This is a genomic window from Pseudomonas sp. GZD-209, from assembly GCF_049310485.1.
In the GTDB taxonomy this organism is placed as follows: domain Bacteria; phylum Pseudomonadota; class Gammaproteobacteria; order Pseudomonadales; family Pseudomonadaceae; genus Aquipseudomonas; species Aquipseudomonas sichuanensis.
Window position 1 is genome coordinate 134,059 of record NZ_JBMOWQ010000027.1, and the last position, 18,621, is coordinate 152,679.

12 protein-coding genes are annotated in these 18,621 nt (G+C 64.3%); 5 read left to right on the forward strand and 7 right to left on the reverse strand.

Annotation, left to right across the window (positions count from 1 at the left end; translation table 11 throughout):
• Positions 1-30: 30 nt before the first annotated feature.
• The gene (locus ACO6VM_RS05445) at positions 31-957 is read right to left on the reverse strand and encodes an alpha/beta fold hydrolase (RefSeq protein ID WP_401057393.1); all 927 of its coding nucleotides are present in this window, start codon (positions 955-957) and stop codon (positions 31-33) included.
• A gap of 406 nt (positions 958-1,363) precedes the next feature.
• Here ACO6VM_RS05445 and ACO6VM_RS05450 point away from each other — a divergent pair, with 406 nt between their 5' ends.
• Complete coding sequence (locus ACO6VM_RS05450; RefSeq protein WP_422402880.1) at positions 1,364-6,124, forward strand: dermonecrotic toxin domain-containing protein; 4,761 nt, start codon at positions 1,364-1,366, stop codon at positions 6,122-6,124.
• 3 nt (positions 6,125-6,127) lie between these two features.
• Here the strand turns inward: ACO6VM_RS05450 and ACO6VM_RS05455 are convergent, their stop codons facing one another.
• A complete protein-coding gene (locus ACO6VM_RS05455) occupies positions 6,128-8,632 on the reverse strand; it encodes a UvrD-helicase domain-containing protein (protein WP_401057395.1) in 2,505 nt (834 codons plus the stop codon).
• A gap of 187 nt (positions 8,633-8,819) precedes the next feature.
• Between ACO6VM_RS05455 and ACO6VM_RS05460 the strand changes: the two genes are divergently transcribed.
• Entirely contained in the window at positions 8,820-9,518 is a 699-nt protein-coding gene (locus tag ACO6VM_RS05460) for a pirin family protein (RefSeq protein ID WP_422402881.1), read from the forward strand.
• Positions 9,519-9,564: 46 nt separating this feature from the next.
• On the opposite strand, the gene ACO6VM_RS05465 is transcribed toward ACO6VM_RS05460, so the two are convergent.
• The 3 genes from ACO6VM_RS05465 to hisN all read right to left on the reverse strand — a co-directional run bounded on the left by ACO6VM_RS05465 (position 9,565) and on the right by hisN (position 12,383).
• Positions 9,565-10,521 carry an AraC family transcriptional regulator gene (locus tag ACO6VM_RS05465; protein WP_422402882.1) on the reverse strand — a complete coding sequence of 319 codons (957 nt, stop codon included), beginning with the start codon at positions 10,519-10,521 and terminating at the stop codon, positions 9,565-9,567.
• Between the two features lie 238 nt (positions 10,522-10,759).
• On the reverse strand, positions 10,760-11,494 hold the full coding sequence (locus ACO6VM_RS05470; RefSeq protein WP_422402883.1) for a hypothetical protein: 735 nt from the start codon (positions 11,492-11,494) through the stop codon (positions 10,760-10,762).
• Positions 11,495-11,591: 97 nt separating this feature from the next.
• Complete coding sequence (hisN, locus tag ACO6VM_RS05475) at positions 11,592-12,383, reverse strand: histidinol-phosphatase (RefSeq protein WP_422402884.1); 792 nt, start codon at positions 12,381-12,383, stop codon at positions 11,592-11,594.
• 112 nt (positions 12,384-12,495) lie between these two features.
• On the opposite strand from hisN, the gene ACO6VM_RS05480 reads away from it, so the two are divergent.
• Both ACO6VM_RS05480 and ACO6VM_RS05485 read left to right on the forward strand, forming a co-directional pair.
• A complete protein-coding gene (locus ACO6VM_RS05480; RefSeq protein ID WP_422402885.1) occupies positions 12,496-13,551 on the forward strand; it encodes a tetratricopeptide repeat protein in 1,056 nt (351 codons plus the stop codon).
• Positions 13,552-13,659: 108 nt separating this feature from the next.
• On the forward strand, positions 13,660-15,240 hold the full coding sequence (locus ACO6VM_RS05485) for a response regulator (protein ID WP_422402886.1): 1,581 nt from the start codon (positions 13,660-13,662) through the stop codon (positions 15,238-15,240).
• A 6-nt stretch (positions 15,241-15,246) separates the two neighbouring features.
• On the opposite strand, the gene ACO6VM_RS05490 is transcribed toward ACO6VM_RS05485, so the two are convergent.
• Both ACO6VM_RS05490 and ACO6VM_RS05495 read right to left on the reverse strand, forming a co-directional pair.
• Positions 15,247-17,262 carry an ATP-binding protein gene (locus ACO6VM_RS05490; RefSeq protein WP_422402887.1) on the reverse strand — a complete coding sequence of 672 codons (2,016 nt, stop codon included), beginning with the start codon at positions 17,260-17,262 and terminating at the stop codon, positions 15,247-15,249.
• 25 nt (positions 17,263-17,287) lie between these two features.
• On the reverse strand, positions 17,288-17,731 hold the full coding sequence (locus ACO6VM_RS05495) for a nucleoside deaminase (protein ID WP_422402888.1): 444 nt from the start codon (positions 17,729-17,731) through the stop codon (positions 17,288-17,290).
• A 143-nt stretch (positions 17,732-17,874) separates the two neighbouring features.
• On the opposite strand from ACO6VM_RS05495, the gene ACO6VM_RS05500 reads away from it, so the two are divergent.
• Complete coding sequence (locus tag ACO6VM_RS05500) at positions 17,875-18,570, forward strand: type 1 glutamine amidotransferase domain-containing protein (protein WP_422402889.1); 696 nt, start codon at positions 17,875-17,877, stop codon at positions 18,568-18,570.
• Positions 18,571-18,621 lie beyond the last annotated feature (51 nt).

Genomic DNA, 18,621 nt, shown 5'->3' on the forward strand with positions numbered 1-18,621 from the left:
GGCGTCTGTGCACCTTAGCAGGGCCAGCGCTCATTCGTTGACCATGCGCAGCAATCCGCCTTTTTCGTGCCGCGCCAGGGTACCCAGGATCTGCTGCGCCAGCGCCTGGCCCTGCGCCTGCAGATGGAAGTGGTGCCCCCCTGGGTGCCAGGTCACCCGCGTCTGCCCAGGCAGCGCCGCCTGGCGCCGGTCAAAGCCATCACCGGCGAAAGCGCCCTGCTGCCCCAGCAGCAGATACAACGGGCAACGGATCTGCTGCAGCAGCTCGCAGGCCTCGCGCTCGGTCAGCGGCATGGGCTCGGGCAGGTCCAGGCGCGGGTCGTGGCGCCAGCAATAGCCGTCGCCCACCTGCAACAGGTCGCGCAGCGCCATCAGCCGCGCGGCATCGGCCGGCAGGTCGCAGGCGAAGCGTTTGCGGCACTGGCCAAGGGCTTGCTCAAGGTTGTCGAAACACAGCGCCTCGGGTTCGGTGAAGCCCTGCTGGCGGCTGCGCAGCAGCATGCGCTTGAGGCGAAAAGCGCGGGCCATGTGCTCGACCCGGTCGCCCTCGGCCACGGTGAACGGAACGCCCATGCCATCGAGGAACTGCAGGCTGGCAATGGCGCTGGTCAACGCCGCGAGAATCGAGGCGACACCGGTGCCCATGCCGTGGGCAAGGACGTGAAAGCGCGACCAGCCAAGCCGCTCGACCACCGCCAGCATGTCCTCGGCGTGCTCCCAGAGGTAATAGCCACTGTCGTCGCGGCGGTGGTCGCTGCGGCCGTGGCCGACCAGATCGGGCGCCACGACGAAACACCCCTCCAGCAAGGGCGCCAGGCGCTCGAACGAGGCGGCGTTGTCCAGCCAGCCATGTAGCGCCAGCACTGGGATGCCGCCTTCCGGGCCCCAGGTGCGCACGGCGATCTCGATGCCGTTGAGGTCGAGCAAATGGTCTTTTGCAGTCGTCGATACAGCCATCACTTCACTCCATGGCAGGGCCCAGGGCCAGATCCTCCGGCACCGCAGGGTGCCCCACACCCACCTTCGCGCACACCGAAGCACAGGATTGGCCTGCTGACGACCGTGACGTGCGAGTCAACGACTGCACCTGCCCGGCAACGACATATCGACCCTGTGCACTATGTACCGCCTGACTTGCAGCCATGCGGTGTTGGATGGAGCCCCCAAGAAACCTCAGGAATGAACATGGAAACCCCTGCCACCCCTTACCACCAGCAACAAATCCTGAACGGCATACCGGACTGGACCCGTCAACTGCACCCAACGCACATCAACCGCCTGATGCGCCACGCTCACAACGAGCACATCCAGGAAAACGGGCAACCCAGCGCATGGTTCATGCACGGCATCAGCGAAACACCAATTGCAACTGCGCGAGGCCATCCGCCGGCGTACCACCAATCGTCAGCGCCTGGCACAAGCGCTGAGCGAACTGCAGACATTGCCGCAGTTCTGCGAGCCCCTGCTCAAGACGGCGCTGCCCAGCAGTGTGCCGGTGACCGTCGCGCAGTATTGCTACCAGCCGTTCGAACTGGTTCCCACAGGCGACCTGGAGAACGTGCCGGGATTGGAGGAGCTGGGCCTGCCAGGTGGCGCCTACCAACCGCAATGGACCGCCGAGCCAGTCGGCACGCCGATTCCGCGCAGCCTGCTCGAAGCAGCCATGCACAATTTCGAAGGAATGACCGAAGTCGGCCCGTTCAGTACCTTGCAAGTCAGCCCCCGCGACCCTGCCAGCGTACTCGGTCTGAGCGTCACCAGCTTCGTCACGCGCTGCCGCAAGCTAGACCTGGGCAAGCGCTACCAGACGCATCTGGACAGCGTGTTCAAAGGCACGCGCGAGGAGCAGGTGCGAGCAGCATGGGTCAGCGCACACCGCGCCGAACTGACCGTACAAGCAGTGATCGCGGTCATCCGCAACCGCGTCACGCAGCTGGGCTACGAGGCGCTGCGCTACTTCTGTACCGAAGGGGCGACGCCCCGCTATGGCAGACATCCCATCACCGTGCGTAGCCTCAGGGTGCTCGGGATGCAGGTAAATGATGCAATGCTGCTCGGGCCGGCCACCACGACCGATCAGGACGTGATCGCCTATCTGCCCTTTGACGATGATTGCCCGCTCCAGGAATTCACCAGCCTGGAAGAAATGACCAGCTACTTGATCGATCGTCTGCGCAACACTGATTATCGCCAGCGGTTTCTGGAACACATCCGGCAAGGCGATCGCCCCAAAATGAGCCTTGAGCTCGACAAGGCGTTGCTCAACACTGCCGTCGTGGTTTCGCCGCCGCCGGGACGCTTGCCTACCGGCATTCGCCCCGTGAACCCACCAGACTTGAGTATCCGCGAGCGGCAAATCACCGCCCCGTACTGGGACAATCTGTACGACGCTCATGTTCTCGCTCTCAAGGACAATGCCCGGGCTATCGCGGTACCCACCGCCGAGGCCGACGCCAAGGCCCGCCAGGCGCGCCTGGCTTCGTGGGAAGAACTTGGCCTGAACGTGCTCAATGTCGCCGCCCTGTTCGTGCCGGGGCTCGATGTCGTCATGCTGGGTGTGTTTGCCGTACAGCTGATGGGTAACATCTTTCATGCCTTCGAGGCCTGGCAAGAGGGTGACTACGCCGAGGCAGTGGCACAGGTCGAATCATTGGCCCTCACAGCGGCCAGCGTCGTGGTGATCGGAACCGCCGCCAAGTTGGTCAAGGCCTCAGGCTTCGTCGACTGGCTGGAAAGGATCACTATCGAGGGCAAGGAACAGTTGTGGCACCCGCAACTGACCGCATACCGTACCCAGGTGGCGATACCCGCCGAACTGAAGCCGAACGATCAAGGCCTGTACAAGCTCGGCGATCAGGACTTCATCCGTCTCGACGGTGAAACCTTCGAAGTGCAAAAGAACACGAATGGGCATTGGGAATTGCTCCACCCGCAAGACCCGACCGCCTACCGGCCAGCCCTGCACGGCAATGGCAAGGGTGCCTGGCGCCTGGCGCACGAACGCGTCACGGACTGGCCAACGCCGAAATTGCTGCGTCGCCTGGGGCCCTCCACCGACCTGTTGAGCGACGCCGACCTGCTCGCCGTGCTCGACAGCACAGGCCTTGGCCGTGGAGCACTGGAGTCCGTGCTCGCCGACGGCGAGCCGCTGCCGACACGCCTTGAAGATGCCCTGCTGCGCCTGAGCAAGGATATTGAGGCCGACGACATCATCGCCCGCACTCGGGACGGTCGACCACTGGCCGCCTACAAGAGCTTTGCCGCATCCGCCCTCAGCAGCCTGCCCGGCTGGCCCGAAGACGTTCTGATCAAAGTATTCGATGGCCCCGAACCCTGGGGCAACGCCACCCGATATGGGCGTGACCGCTGGGGCGACCGGGAAATTCCGTTGACCCGCAACGATCTGGACAGGGGCGACCTGGCGCGCATTGTCCTCGACCACCTCGACGAGGCCAGCATTGCCAGGCTGCTGCCCGAAGGCACGCAAGCCGCGCAACGCCAGCAGGCGCTACAGGACCTGTTGGCCGATCACCTCCTTGCCCAGCGTCAACACCTGTTCGACAGCCTCTACCTTGGCCAGCGCTCACCACTGAGCCCGGCCGCCCAGGTAGTGGGCAAGCAATTCCCAACGTTGCCACAGAACACCCTCGAGCAAATCGTCGGCGCAGCCCGCAGCACCGAACGCGCCCGCTTGCTCGCCGAACGAGTGCCGCTACGAGTCGCAGAACAGGCACGCGGCCTGCAGGCGCGCGTACGCATGGACCGTGCGCTGTTGGGCCTCCATCGGCCAACCCTGGAGAATGCCGATGGCAGGCTAATCCGCAAAAGCCTGCTGACCCAGCATCCCGAGTGGACCGCCGAGCAGGTGCTCAAGGCTGCGCTGGCCGACCGCCCCGGCATGTCGCGATTGATCGGCCAGCAGGCCATCCGACCGAATTTCCGCCCGCCCATGCGCCTGAGCGACGGACGCCTGGGTTACCCGCTGAGCCCCTGGGCCTCCGACTCCAAGCTGAAAAGCGAACTCAAAGGGCTTTTTCCGGCGCTGGACGATAGGCAAATGGCCGAGCTGCTGGCCACCCTGCGCAAACGAGGGGACGTCCCCAGCCAGATAAAAGCCATGACTCAGGAAATCAGCACACTGCGCTCGGAACTGGCGCAGTGGGTGGAGCAGACGCCTGACATCGGGCAGCGAAATGCTCAGCAAATAGCCAGCGAACTGATCCGTTGCTGGCATCGCCTCGGGGCCGATACGCTCGAGCTGGCCAACCTGGACGCCGCTGTTATCGAGCTGCCATCCGTGTCCGCTCGCTTTGACCACATCACCACGTTCAGCCTGGACAACGTCGACATCATCAATATCCCCGCAGACTTCCTGCAGTCGTTCCCCACCCTCGAGCGGCTGCATATCCGCAGCAGTCAAAACCTGCACGCCTCGTCGCTATTCGAGGCCCTGCAACATGCACCGAAGCTTCGCGAACTGCATGTTGAAGGCTGCCTGCTGCTGGAACTGTCAGACCCCGCGCACCAGGTGTTGCCAACGCTCACCGAGCTCGAAACGCTTTCGCTAAGGCGCAACGCGCTGACCCTGAGCGTCGCGGATCTGCAGGCTCTGGGCAGGCTGCCGAAGCTCTCCAAGCTGGACCTGTACCGCAACGACATCACCCTGGATGCCACAAAGGCCTCCCTCTTCGCTGACATACGGCGGCTACGCGAGTTGAATCTGGGTGGCAATCCACTGCGGGTCAGCCCTGACCTGTCGAGCATGAGCAACTTGCAGACCCTGAACCTGGAGCACTGCGAGCTGGACGCCTGGCCGACCGGGCTGAACAACTTGATGGAGAACGAAATAGGCGTGTTGCGCCAGGTAAATCTAGGCAACAACCGAATCGCGACAGTCCCCGACCCAGATGCGCTGCTGCGCACGCACTTCATGCACAACCTGCGTTTCCACCTGGATGGTCGACAGTTGCTGCTCAACTACAACCCGCTGAACACTCAGTTGCGAGGGCGCTTGACCAGGGCTGGCGTTGCGGCAGAGACAGATTTGGAGGAGACCGCCGCGCAACAGGTAAATTGGCGGGAAAGCGCCAGCGCGCAGCAGCAGGAAAGCTGGGACAACCTGTTCGGCGATGACGAACACGCCGACTTGCGCCTGGCCATCGAACAGGTCGGCATGTCCCGTGCTGCGCAGGAAGACACCTTGGCGCTTTCCGAACAGATCTGGCAACTGCTGGCGCGTGCCGCCGAAGATACGCAATTGCGCGAGCGCCTGAACGAGGTGGCCGGGGCCTTTCCGGTGACCTGTGGCGATGCCGGTGCCGATGCCTTCGGCACATTGCAGATCGAAGTCATGGCCTACGACCAGGCCGATGGCCAGCCGAATGCGACCCCGAAACTGTTCGACTTCTTCCGTAGCCTCTACCGACGGGACCAGGTCAACGAACTGGCCATGGACATCTGCAACGCGCGGGTGAACAGGCGCACCGGCCTGCTTGAGCGACGCGGCTGGGAAGCACTGCCAGCTGACGAGCGCGGCAAGGCACCGACGCTGCCAGCACTGTATGACTCCGACACCATCACCGATGCCTTGTTGCTGGATGAGCGCGGACTTGGCCTGGACCTGATCGAGATCCGCCTGGCCTTGCGCACCGAACTGGCAAAAGAACTCGACTTCCCTGAGCTGCAGCCGAAAATGCTGTACCGCGACATAGCGAAAATCGATGGCCCCTTGTCCATCAGGGTGGAAGAGACCGTCCGCGAGCGCGACGCCGACCTGCAAGCCCGCCGTCATGCGGTGTCGCGCCACTCCAGCTGGCGCAGGCTGCTGCGCGCAGAGTATCAGGCTCGTTTCGATGGGTTGCGAGAGCGCTGGGACGTAGGTCTGGAGTACCTCGATTCGTGCTTGGGCAACAGCGACCCGCAAGGCACTCTGGAGCAACCAGTGGTCGAGGCTTTGACCAGCGCCCTGGGCCAGAACCCGCTCGATGCACAAGGGCAACCCAGGCGCCTGGAGATCAACGAAGGCCAGTATGTAACGGGCATGCAGCGCATGGCCCTGGGCTTGGAGAACAACGAGGACGACCTGTACCTGGAGCTGACCATACCGCTGGACAAAGGCAACTGACCCTCACTGACCGCGCAGGTCCTCGAAGAAGGCCTGCCGCCCCTGCACCTGGCTCGACGCGCGAGGCTGATTCACAGCCTCGCCGTTGGGCTTTTCCACATGCCAGTAGCAATGGCTGATTGCCCGCGTGACGGCAACGTAGGCCAGGCGCTGTACTTCTTCCTGCTGCGCCGTATCGAACGCCTGAGCGTCGCCCGGCTTGCCCAACCCGGCGAGCCGGTACACCTGGTTCTTGTATGGCGAACTGGTCAGGTACTGGCAGTCGCCGAGCATGAACACTGCGTCGGCCTGCAGGCCTTTGGCGCTGTGGTAGGTCAGCTGCTTGAGCCGGCGCTGCCCGGCAGGCAAACTAGAATCAGCTTTAAGTACAGGCAATAAATGCTGCTCAATCAATAACTTATCGCTACTTTTTCGAAACAACATCATCACTGTTTCACCCTGTTCATAATGCTCGATCAAGGTCTGCGCCAGCGCGGCCTCGTCACGCTCGAACACCCGTACGGGCGCCAATGGCAGCGCGGCCGCCTGCCCGCTGGCCTTGGCTTTCTTGCCGCTGATGGTCGGCGTCCCCTTCACCAGATGCTCGGCGGCGTCGATGATGGACTGCTGGCTGCGGTAGTTTTCCACCAGCATCACCCGGGTGTTGGCGGGTGACGGGAACACCTTGGTGAACTCCATGAAGTACTTGGGCGAACTGCCGCGCCAGCCGTAGATCGACTGCCAGTCGTCACCCACGCACATCAGCGACGAATGCTGCGCCACCCGACCAGGGTTCATGGCCGGCCCACGTCGGCGGATTTCCGCAAGGCAGGCGCGCAGCCAACTGACGATCTGCGGTGAGACATCCTGGAACTCGTCGATCATCAGGTGTGCCAGCGGCCGCAACAATGGGTCGGGCAACAGCTGCAGGTTTTCCGGGTTGTTCTCGCCGAACAGGGCGAACATGCGGTTGTAGGTCATCACCGGCGGTGACTGGGCCATCAGGTGGGCTTCAAACGCCTTCCAGTACAGGGCCAGTGCCTCGAAAAACGGCCCATCGCTGTCACCCGGCGGGAAGCTCATGGCGGCCACTGCGGCGCTCACGTCGAGGCCCAGGTTCTCGATGAAACTGGCCGCGGTGACGAAGGCGTCGAGCAGCGGCGCCGGGGCCAGTTCACCCTTGACCTTGTATTCGAAGCCGGGGCCGGCCACGGCATCCCCTGCCAGCGAGGCCGCCAGGCGCCTGGCCGAGGCGTAGTTGTCCAACCAGATCACGGGTTTGTCGCTGAACGCCTGGAACAGGGTGCGCTTGACCGCCCATTCCGCGCGCACCGCAAGCTTTGCTCCAGGGCGCTGGTACTGGGCGCTCTCGCTGGGGTCAAAGCCCAATACCACCCAGGCATCCAGCCCCTCGAGGCGACCGTGCACATGGAAACGGCTGCCACGGATCTGCACCGTGTCGCGGCACGGCTCGATGCCTTTGATCGGCCAGGCGCCGGCCGCGAACCACAGGTCCTCGATCACGTCGCATAGTTCTTCGTCGCGCTGCGCGGCCAGCTGGGTGACCTGCACACGTTTCTGCACATCCGGGTGATCCGGGTCCAGTGGCTTGAGCAGCAGCGCCTCCTGCCGCAACTGGCCGATCAAGGCGGCGAAACGCGGGCTCTGTGCCAGCAGGTCCCGGTAGGCCAGGTTCAACTGCTGACGCTGGGCGTCATTCAGGCGCAGGTCGAAGGGGTTGCTGTCGGCATTCGCCTCCGCGCCCGCAGGCATCTCGTTGCCGAGGGTTTCGAAGGCACGCACCTGAGCGAACCCCGGCAGGCTGCGTACCAACGGCAGGATGCGCGAATGGAAGGTGCGTACCAGCTCACGGCCCTGTGCCGGCGACAGCGGCACCTGCCACAACGCGAACACCTGCAGCAGGCGCTGGATGAAGTCCTTGCGCGACTCGCGGGTGAAGGTCACCACGGTCATGGCATCGAGCTCGAAGCCCAGGTAGTGGCGCAGCAACAGGATGCGCAGCACCAGCGAGGTCGACTTGCCGGCACCGGCACCGGCGACCACGCAGGTCGACGGTGTGTCGCTGAGGATCAGCTTCCACTGCGCGGCGCTGGGCTGTGCCTCGGCCGGCAGGCGCTGGGCGACGTCGGCCTTGAAGCGCTTTTTCAGCTCGGCACTCAGCGGCAGGCGCCAGTCGTCGAACAGCTTGTCGTCCTGGCCAGGCACCGCAGCGGTGTCCGGGCGGGTATCACGAATCACCAGGACCTGACGCCCCGCTTCGTAACCGTCAGAGCGCCCACGCTCGTACCCGTCACGCAAACCGTCGGCATGGCCATTGCGCTGGCCGATGGCGTGGCCAAGGAACCACGAATCGCGGTGCTGCGCCTGCAGACGGCTAAGGCCACGGCCAAGCAGGCGCGCGGCCAGGCGGCGCAGCCAGGGCAACTGGGCGGGCGGGGTCAGGTTGGCCGGGGCCTGGGGCTGCTCGTGGGGCACGGTCACTCCATTGAAAATCGAAACAGCGGGCATGTTCGCCTCATCCGCCCAAAAGCGCCAGCGAATGCTTTTGTATCAGTGGATTAGGCGATGAATCGCATGTTGTATCGCAAAATAAATATCTACTTACTTGATAATAACAAGCCGATATTTACGCTTTTTTTCGATATTTAAAACGCAGATCATGGCTCCATTCCAGCGAATTCAGAGGAGCACCATCATGCTGCAACTGCGACCCTTCGAAAGCCTTGGGCACGCCAATCACGGCTGGCTCGACGCCCACCACCACTTCTCGTTCGCCGAGTACTACGACCCGGCGCGCATGCACTGGGGCAACCTGCGGGTCTGGAACGACGACCTGATCGCCGCCGGCAGCGGCTTCCCGTCGCACCCGCACCGCGACATGGAAATCATCACCTATGTCCGCGAAGGCGCGATCACCCACCAGGACAGCCTGGGCAACAAGGGCCGCACCGAAGCGGGCGACGTGCAGGTAATGAGTGCCGGCAGCGGCATCGTGCACAGCGAATACAACCAGGAGAAGGTCGATACGCGGATCTTCCAGATCTGGATCATTCCGGAAAAAGTCGGTGACGCGCCGTCCTGGGGCATCCGCCCGTTCCCCAAGGGTGAACGTGGCGAAGGCTTCGTGACCCTGGCCAGTGGCCGCGAAGGCGATGGCGACAGCCTGCAGATCCGCACCGACGCCCGCCTGGTGGCCGCCACCCTGCGCGCCGGGGAAAGCGCCGAGTACCGCTTCGACCAAGGCCGACGCGGCTACCTGGTGCCGGCCAAGGGCCGGGTCGAGGTCAACGGGTTGCAGGCCAAGGCCCGCGATGGCGTGGCCATCGAAGAGGAATCGGTGCTGACGGTGACGGCGCTGGAGGACAGCGAAATCGTCCTGGTTGACGTGGCGTGAACTGAAGATCGCAAGGGGCTGCCATGCAGCCCTTTGCCTGTTCGGATCACGCCCGGCGCCTGAAGGTCTCCGACGGCAGCTCGCCAAACCGCTGCCGGTAACTCTCGGCAAACCGCCCCAGGTGCAGGAAGCCGTAATCCAGTGCCAGTTCGGTCACGCTGCGTACCGTGCAGCGTGGGTCGCTCAGGCAGGCGTTGACCCGCTCCAGCTTGCGCTGGCGGATGTACTGCTTTGGCGTGGTGCCCAGTTGTCGGTCGAACAGGCCGTACAACGAACGCAGGCTCATGTTGGCCTGCTCGGCCAGGGTTTCAGCTGCCAACTCAAGTTTCAGGTTGCCCTCGATATGTTCAAGGATTCGCTCCAGGCTGGCCTGCGTGCCACCCAGGGTGTCCTTGCGCACATTGGTATTCATCAGCGTCAGCAGCTTGCTGGCGACGATCTGGCTGTAGTGGCCCTGCACCCTGGGCAGCGAATCGCTGACCTCGGCTTCGTTGCAGACCATCCCCAGCAGATTCAGGAAACCGTCCAGTTCCTCCAGGCGGTAGTGGTTGCGTACAAAGCGCACGCCGCCGCTGGGGCGCTGCCAGCGCTGTTCGTCGCAGATCGAGTCGAGCAGGTGCACCGGCACCTTGAGAATGAACTTCTCGCAGTCATCGGAATAGGTGAGATCGACCGGGTCGTCCGGGTTGATCAGCAGCAGTTCGCCCGGCACCAGGTGGTGCTCACGCTGGTGGCCGCGCCACAGGCAATTGCCGTTGAGCAGCACCTGCAGGTGGAAGATGGTTTCCAGCGCCGGCGAGGTAACCCGCACACTGCCGCCATAGCTGATGCGGCACAGGTCCAGTTCGGCGAACTTGCGATGGCTCAAGCTGGCTTGGGGATGGGTGGTGCGGGACAGGCCAATGTGGTGCTGGCCCACATGCTGGTTGACGTAGTCGGACACCGCGTAAGGGTCGGCGCGGTGGAACACGCAGCTTTGCTCGCTCAACAGGCGGCTTTCCATGGGCAAGGCACTCGCCATCATTATTGTTATGGGCGCCGCGGCCTACCGCCTTGTGGGCATGTGGCTGCGGTCGTTCACGGTCATTCTAACCAACCGTCATCGGGGTGCTGGGGCAGGCGACGGTCGGGTGCTGAGCGTCACACTAAGCAAAAAGCAGGATCGAGGGCAATGCGACCAAGGCAAACGGCGGGCGGACAGCGGACACCGACACAGGCCCGGCGTTCGATTACCGCACAACTCACTGCACCGGCAGGAAGTTCAACAGCAGCAGGCTCTGCGCATAGTTGAGCCCGATGCGCCGGTAGCGCTCGTCGAGCATCTGCGCCAGCAGGTCGAGGCGCGCGACCACCTTGCCGAACTCTACGGCAAAGCTCAGGTTGCTGCCCTGCTCGGAGATCTCGTTGGAGAACAGCAGCAGCACGCCGTTGGCGTCCTGGCGCTGGCTGAGCATCCAGGTGGCTTTCTCGATATTGCGCGCGGCGTTGTTGATGAACCGCGGGTCGAGGGTGTCGGTCATGTAGAACTCGGTGCGCCCGCCGTGGGCGGTGACCAGCATGCTGCCGATGGCGTAGATGAAGGCACCGACCCGATCGCCCCTGAACTCCGGGCTCAGGGCATAGCTGAGCGCTGCCAGGTCACGCCGCTCACCGAGTTGCGCCAAGGGCTGGCGCTGCTCGATGGCGATGCGGATCTGCCGGGCGGCGGTGGTGGCGTCGAGGTAGCCAGACTGCTTCCACTGGCTGGGGTTGCGCAGGTACAGCTTGTCCATCAGCAGGTACAGGCTTTGCAGGTTGTCGCGCATGGACAGCGTGGCCATGCGGTCGACACTGGTCTGGAACAGCTCGTCGGGCTTGCCGTTGCCGATCTGCGTGAGCATGTCGCGGCCCTGCTGCTGGGTGCAGGCCCCCAGGCAGATCAGGGCGCCTGCCAACAGCAGGCGGCGCGGGAGAATATCGAGTCGTTTTGCGGCCATCGGCACCGGGGGCTGGTCAATGGCTACACCGGGATTCGGCTTAGCCTGGCCAAGCATAGAGCCCGCAAAAGCAAAAAAGTGCGATGGCCGCTGCCCGTCACATGGCGTGGCGCAGCATCTCCACCACCTGCGCATGCAGCGCCGGGTCGCCACAGGCCACCACGCAGCCGCCGTGCTGTGCGGTACTGCCATCCCAGGCAGTGATCACCCCACCGGCACCTTCGATGATCGGCATCAGCGCCTGCACGTCGTAGGGTTGCAGGCTGGCCTCGACGATCACGTCGACAAAGCCCGAAGCGAGCATGCAGTAGGCGTAGCAGTCGCCGCCATAACGCATCAGCCTGGCCTGGCCGGCCACGTGCTCGAAGGCGGCCTTGCGCGCGGCGTTGTCGAACATGTCTGGCGTGGTGCACATCAGCGTGGCCGCCGACAGGTCGGCGCAGGCCCGAGTTTTCAGGGGCGTGCCGCTGCGCCATGCGCCTTCGGGGGTACCGACGAAACGCTCGCCGGTGAACGGCTGATTCATCACCCCGATGACCGGGCGGGTGCCATCGTTGAGCGCAATCAGCGTGCCCCACAGCGGCAGGCCGGTGATGAAGGCGCGGGTACCGTCGATCGGGTCGAGCACCCAGGTCAGTGGGCTGCTGCCAACGGCTGCACCATGCTCCTCGCCGAGGATGCCATGTGCCGGGTATCGCGCCTGGATCAGCTCACGCATGGCATCTTCGGCGGCCTTGTCGGCCACGGTCACCGGGTCGTACAGGCGCCCGCCCTTGTCTTCGACGTCAAGGCTGGCACGAAAGTACGGCTGGATCGCCACGGCTGCGGCATCGGCCAACTGCTCGGCGAAGGCGCGAAATTCGCCGGTCTGTTCAGCGCTCAGGGACATCGATCAGGCCTCAATGCTTGGGAAAGGCACGCATCATACCCGACTCCTCGCCCGTTGCATTTACTGGCTGGCTGTCCCAAGCTCTGGCCTTCCCGCCGCCACGGACTGCCCGATGCCACGCCGCCCGCTTATCCTGATCGCCCTGTTGCTGCTGATCCTGGTGCCAGGCGTGCTCGCTTACCTGTGGCGGACCCCGCAATCCACCCCGCCGACGCTGCCGCCGCACAGTTACGCCAAGGCCCTGCGCCAGGCCCACGAAGGCCAGCCGGGCGCCGCGCGGGTGCTGTACCAGCAGTTGCAGCGTAACGACCTGCCGGCGATCCGCCGCGCCGCCCTGTACGCCGAGCTGCCCAACTACCCGTCACCCCAGGCGCTGAAACTGGCAAAGCAGGATCTGGAGCAGAGCGACCCGCTGGTGCGTCGCGCCGCCATTGCCAGCATCCGCCGGCTGTTGCCGGCCGCCCAACGCAGCCTGGTACTGGGGCCGTTGCTTGACGATGACGAGCAGAGCGTGCGCTTTGCCGCGGTGGACGCGTTGCTCGGCCTCGACCCGGATGCCATCGGCCTGTATTTCGGCCCGCTGCAGCAAGCGCTGGAGCAGTACCAGCAAACCCTCGAACAACAACCCGACGACGCCGACGCACAGGTTCACCTGGCGCGCCTGTACATGCACGAGCAGGCCTATGACGCCGCAGGCGCAGCGCTCGCCCGCGCCCTGGCGCTGGCCCCCGAAAACCTCGACGCCCTGGCGACCCAGGTGCGCCTGCTGGAACGCCAGGGCCACCACGACACCTCTCGTGAGGTGCTGCGCAAGGCCTTGGCGCTCAGCCCGGATTCGGCCTTCCTGCAGTACCAGCTGGGTTTGTGGCTGACCCGCCACGACCAGCACGAATACGCCCTGCTGGCACTGTCGCGCGCGGTCGAGCTGGAGCCGGAGAACAGCGACTACCGCTACACCCTTGCCGTCACCCTGCACCATTTGGAGCAGGTCCAGGCCGCGCAGCAACAACTGCAGACGCTGCTCAGCCGCCAGCCCGCCAACCGCCGGGCGCGGGTACTGCTGATCGAGTACTGGAAGGAGACCGGGCAACTGCAGAACGTCCAGGTACTGCTGGCCGAGCTCGAGCGGCAGAACCCGGACGACCCGCTGCTGCAACAAGGCCTGTGACAGCTTCCACAATCCGGTTGAACCCCTGGCCCGCGACGAAGGTCCAGTGATAGGAGAAGGAAGGCGGTAACGCCATCACGGCGTGCCCATCGTCACAGGAGAATACTCTTGGCCGCATGCCTGGCTGTGGAAGAACGCGCTCTGGTCCTGGCGCCTGCCCAGGTGGGGTCAAGCACCTGCCGATTACTCCGGCAAGCCGGTATCCATAGCCGCCGCACCGCCGATGTGCGGCGCCTTGGCCGCTGGCTCAGTGAGGGTGCCGGGCTGCTGGTGGTGATCGAACAGGCGCTGCCGCGCAACCAGCAATCGCCCCTGCACCGCTACCTCGAACAGCAGCCTGGCTGGTCCGACCTGCCCGTGGTGCTGCTCACCAGCCACGCCGAGGCCGACACCAGCGTAGTGCCAGGCAACCTGCTGCCCCTTGCCCCACCCTACCCTGACGAGCAACTGCTGAGGCTGGCACTGTGGGCACTGCGGGCCCGCCGCCGGCAATATCAGGCGCGCGACCTGTGCGAACAGCTCGAAGCCCTGGCGCAGCAACAACAGGCCGACGACCAGGCGCTGCAGCAAACACGCAAGATGGAAGCCATCGGCCAACTGGCCGGCGGCGTGGCCCATGACTTCAACAATCTGCTGACCAGCATCGGCGGCAGCCTGGAGCTGATCGACAAACGCCTGCGTCAAGGCCGCAGCGAGGGCCTGGAGCCCCCCTTGCGCCTGGGCCAGCAAGCCGTGGCCCGCGCTGCGCTGTTGACCCATCGTCTTTTGGCGTTCTCCGCTCGCCAATCATTGCAGAGCCAGGCAATCGACCTGCGCCCGCTGCTGGCACCCGATGCCCTGGCCGCCAAGTTGGGTACAGGCATCGAGCTGCAAGTGCGCCTGGCCACACAACTGTGGCAAGCCAGCGCCGATGGCGAGCAACTGCAGGCGTCCCTGGACAACCTCTTGCTCAACGCCTGCGAGGCGATGCCCAGCGGCGGAGTGCTGAACGTCGAGGCGGACAACGTCCAGGTCGCCAACGGGCAGTTCGCCAACGTCGGCCTGGCCCACGGTGACTATCTGTGCCTGAGCATCCGCGACAGTGGCCAGGGGATGTCGCAAGCCACCCTGGAGCATGCGATCGAGCCGTTCTTCACCACCAAGCCGACTGGCCAGGGTGTCGGGCTCGGGCTGTCGATGGTCTACGGCTTCTGCAGGCAGTCACGGGGTTACCTGGCGCTCGACAGCCAGATCGGCAAAGGGACCCGGGTGCGCCTGTATTTGCCACGCCATACCGACAGCCCGCCACCGCTAAAAGCCGCTGCCGTGCGGGCTGCCGGTGATTGCCAGGGCATCCTGCTGGTGGAAGACGACCCGGATGTGCGCGAACTGGTTGAACGGACCCTGCTCGAAGAAGGCTACCCCTGTCGTTCGGCGCAAAATGCCAGTGAAGCGCTGCGCTGGCTGCATTCGGCCCAGCCGTTCGGCTTGCTGGTCAGCGACGTCGGGCTACCGGGCATGAACGGCCGGCAACTGGCGGAAATCGCCCGTCGCCTGCGCCCCGGGCTGCCGGTACTGTTCATCACCGGTTTCGCGCAAACCGCGATGGCTCGCGATGCGTTTCTGGCCACAGGGATGCAGTTGTTGCGCAAGCCTTTTGCCCTGGAACAGTTGCGCAACCAGGTCGCGCGGATGCTGGTGGCGCCCTGAGCAGGATCAGGCCAGCAGCATGCGGTCGACTTGCATGACCAGGCTCTCCAGCGAGAACGGTTTGAGCAGCAAGGCAGTACCGGGCTCGTCGAGCAGTTGCTGCTCCACCGGATCCTCGGTGTAGCCGGTGATGAACAGGATTTTCTGTTCGGGATTGATCATGCGCATCGCCCTGGCCACCTGACGCCCGTTGAAGCCGCCCGGCAAGCCGATGTCGGTAATCACCAGATCGAATGGGCCGGCATGACGGTACTGCCCCAGCGCGCTGTTGGCATCGGTCACATCGCACACCTCGAAACCGCGGTCGACCAGTATCTCCTTGATCAACCCGCGCAAGTTGAGCTCGTCATCGATCAGCAGCACACGCTCGCCCTGCCTTGCCTGCCTTGTGATCGTCGGGGGTTCGAGTATCGGTTGGCTGCCCGAATAACGAGGAAACATCAGCACAATCTGCGTGCCGTGCTGCAACCTCGACTCTATCCACACCTGGCCGCCGGACTGGCGCACGAAGCCATGGATCATGGGCAACCCCAAGCCCGAGCCCTGCCCGAGGGGCTTGGTGGTGAAAAACGGCTCGAATGCACGCGCCACATCTTCAGCCGACATGCCATGGCCATCGTCCTCGACCTGGAGCATCACATAGTCGCCCGCCGGCAGCCCGGCAGTCGCGCCGGCCAGGCGCTCATTGCCGGTACGGATCGACAGGCTGCCCCGGCCAAGGCAGGCGTCGCGGGCGTTGGCACACAGGTGCAGCAAGGCGTTGCGCAGTTGGTCGGGGTCGAGCTGGACGGGCCAGGGCGCGATGTCCAGCTCCCAGTGCAGGTGCATCTCGGCGCCGGCGCACTGCTCGAGCATCGGCTGCGCCTCGCGTATCAGCTGGTTGATGTCCAGTGGATTGGGCGACAGCGGCTGGCTGCGGGCGAAAGCCAGCAAGTTCTGGGTCAGGCCGATGGCCCGCTGGGCGCATTCACGGGCCACCTGCACGTAGCTGTCCAAGCGCTCAAGGCGCCCCTGGGTCAGGCGCCGCTCAAGCAGCTCCAGGCTGCTGCCGACCCCGGACAGCACGTTGTTCATTTCATGGGCCAGGCCGCCCGCCACCTTGATCACCGACTCCATGCGCTGGCTCTCGCGCACCGCTGCCTCGGCCATGCGCTGGACGGACTGGCGCTCCTCGGTGATGTTGCGGCCAATCAGGATCGGCAGCGCCTGGCCCGCCACAGCATGCCAGCGTAGCCAGCAATAATGCCCTTCACCCTGGCGCACGCGGGCCTCGAAGGCCGGGGTGTCATGCCCCTGCATCAGCGCCATCAGGGCCAGCCTGGTTTCGGTACGCTCGGCTGGGTGGATCAGCTCCAGCAGCGGGACCGGCGTTTGCTGCTCATCCGTGCAACCCGACAACCGAAGCCAGGCCGGATTGGCCAAGCGCACGCGCAACTCGGTGTCGAGCATCAACATCACGTCGGGCGACAACTGCCAGGTATGCTCACTCTCGGCCATATAGCGCGAGAGTTGTGCCTCGAAAGATTGCGCCAGTTCGCGCCATTCGCGGGTGCACTCGACACTGGCGGTGGTTTCGATCAGCGCGTGCAGGAAACCCACCACCGCGCCTTGGTCGTCGCGGATAGGCGAATAGCTGCAGGTGAACCAGGCTTGGACGGGGCGCCCGTCGCGGTTGACCGTCAGCAGGTTGTTCTCGGCCAGGCTGCCCTGCCCTTCCAGCGCCTGGAACACAGCAGCCCCCATGTCGTCCCAGGCCGTTGCCCAGAGCGCGTCGAAACTGTCGCCCTGGGCATGGAGGCGCTCACCCAGGGGGATGGGATAGGCCTCGTTGTGAATCACCGTCAGCGCCGGGCCCCAGACCAGGGCACAGGGGTAGGCGCAAAGCAGCAGCATGTCGACCGCGATGCGCAAGGCTGGCGGCCATCGTGTCAGGGGCCCCAATGGCGTTGCCCCCCAGTTGAAGCTATTGATCTGGGCGCTTGCCACGGTCTCAGCGCTCGAAATGGGCGCCAGGTGAATCATCTGCGCGACTCCTTGCACAGAGTGGTCAGCGGCCAATGTCTTCATTCCACAGTTGCGGCTTGGCCTCGATGAAATCACGCATCATCTTTTTGCAGCCCTCATCGTGGCGCACGTCCAGCTCTACGCCCCGGCTGGCCAGCAACTGTTCTTCGCCAAGGAACGTGGTGTTTTCGCCGATGATCACCTGTTTTATGCCATACAGCAGGATCGCGCCGCTGCACATGGCACAGGGCGACAGGGTGGTATAGAGCGTGGCTTCCTTATAGACACTGGCCGGCTGTCGACCGGCGTTTTCCAGGGCATCCATTTCACCATGCAGGATGGCGCTGCCTTGCTGTACCCGGCGGTTGTGCCCACGGCCAATGATCTTGCCGTCGTGCACCAGCACCGAGCCGATTGGAATACCGCCTTCCGCCAGCCCCTTGCGGGCTTCGTCGATGGCCGCTTGCATGAACTTGTCCGTTGTCATGGTGACTTCCTGGCTGCACATGATTGGCTCGAGACTAGCACAACGCCAGCCGGTCATGGCGCCACGCCCAGCGACGGCTATGCTCAGAGGGTTTTTCCCTCCGCCGGGCAACCGGCCCCCTTGGGTTGGATGGGCATGCGCACATGAACAAGAAGATCCTGGTCGTGCTGACCAATACCGCCAAGTACCCCAACATCAAACGCGCCACAGGCCTGTGGCTGGGTGAAGCCGTGCATTTCGTCGACCCCGTGCAACGGGCTGGCTTCACGGTCGACTATGTCAGCCCGGCGGGCGGCTACGTACCGATCGACCCGCACAGCCTGCAAATGGCCCCGGATCTGGACTGGCAGTGGTACGACGACAAGGCCTTCATGAAGCGCCTGGGCGCCACCCTCAGCCCTGGCGAGGTCAAGGCAGAGCAGTACAGCGCCATCTATTACACCGGTGGCCATGGCGTGATGTGGGACTTCCCCGACAACCAGCCGCTGCAGGACTTGGCGCGGCGCATTCACGAACGTGGCGGGGTTGTGGCATCGGTCTGCCACGGTGCCGTGGGGCTGCTGAATGTGAAACTCAGCGATAACACCCTGTTGCTCAGAGGTCGGGCGGTGACCGGTTTCTCCAATATCGAAGAGAAACTGGCAGAGCTGGACAAGGAAGTGCCTTTCCTGACCGAGAACGAACTCGGCGCACGAGGTGGTGAATACCAGAAAGCCGAGGACCCGTGGGCACCCTTCGTGGTTGAAGACAAAGGCCTGATCACCGGGCAAAACCCGGCGTCCACTGCGGGCGTGGCGCAGGCGACGCTCAAGTTCCTGGCCAAGGCAAAGATTGGCTGAAACGCATCGCGGGGCAAGCCGCATCGGCGTACCGATGCATCTTGCCCCGCG

Excerpts from the sequence above, each read along its gene's own strand:
- ACO6VM_RS05445 (WP_401057393.1), bottom strand. The coding sequence starts at position 957 with ATGGCTGTATCGACGACTGCAAAAGACCATTTGCTCGACCTCAACGGC.
- ACO6VM_RS05455 (WP_401057395.1), bottom strand. The coding sequence starts at position 8,632 with ATGCCCGCTGTTTCGATTTTCAATGGAGTGACCGTGCCCCACGAGCAG.
- ACO6VM_RS05460 (WP_422402881.1), top strand. The coding sequence starts at position 8,820 with ATGCTGCAACTGCGACCCTTCGAAAGCCTTGGGCACGCCAATCACGGC.
- ACO6VM_RS05465 (WP_422402882.1), bottom strand. The coding sequence starts at position 10,521 with ATGGAAAGCCGCCTGTTGAGCGAGCAAAGCTGCGTGTTCCACCGCGCC.
- ACO6VM_RS05470 (WP_422402883.1), bottom strand. The coding sequence starts at position 11,494 with ATGGCCGCAAAACGACTCGATATTCTCCCGCGCCGCCTGCTGTTGGCA.
- hisN (WP_422402884.1), bottom strand. The coding sequence starts at position 12,383 with ATGTCCCTGAGCGCTGAACAGACCGGCGAATTTCGCGCCTTCGCCGAG.
- ACO6VM_RS05480 (WP_422402885.1), top strand. The coding sequence starts at position 12,496 with ATGCCACGCCGCCCGCTTATCCTGATCGCCCTGTTGCTGCTGATCCTG.
- ACO6VM_RS05490 (WP_422402887.1), bottom strand. The coding sequence starts at position 17,262 with ATGATTCACCTGGCGCCCATTTCGAGCGCTGAGACCGTGGCAAGCGCC.
- ACO6VM_RS05495 (WP_422402888.1), bottom strand. The coding sequence starts at position 17,731 with ATGACAACGGACAAGTTCATGCAAGCGGCCATCGACGAAGCCCGCAAG.
- ACO6VM_RS05500 (WP_422402889.1), top strand. The coding sequence starts at position 17,875 with ATGAACAAGAAGATCCTGGTCGTGCTGACCAATACCGCCAAGTACCCC.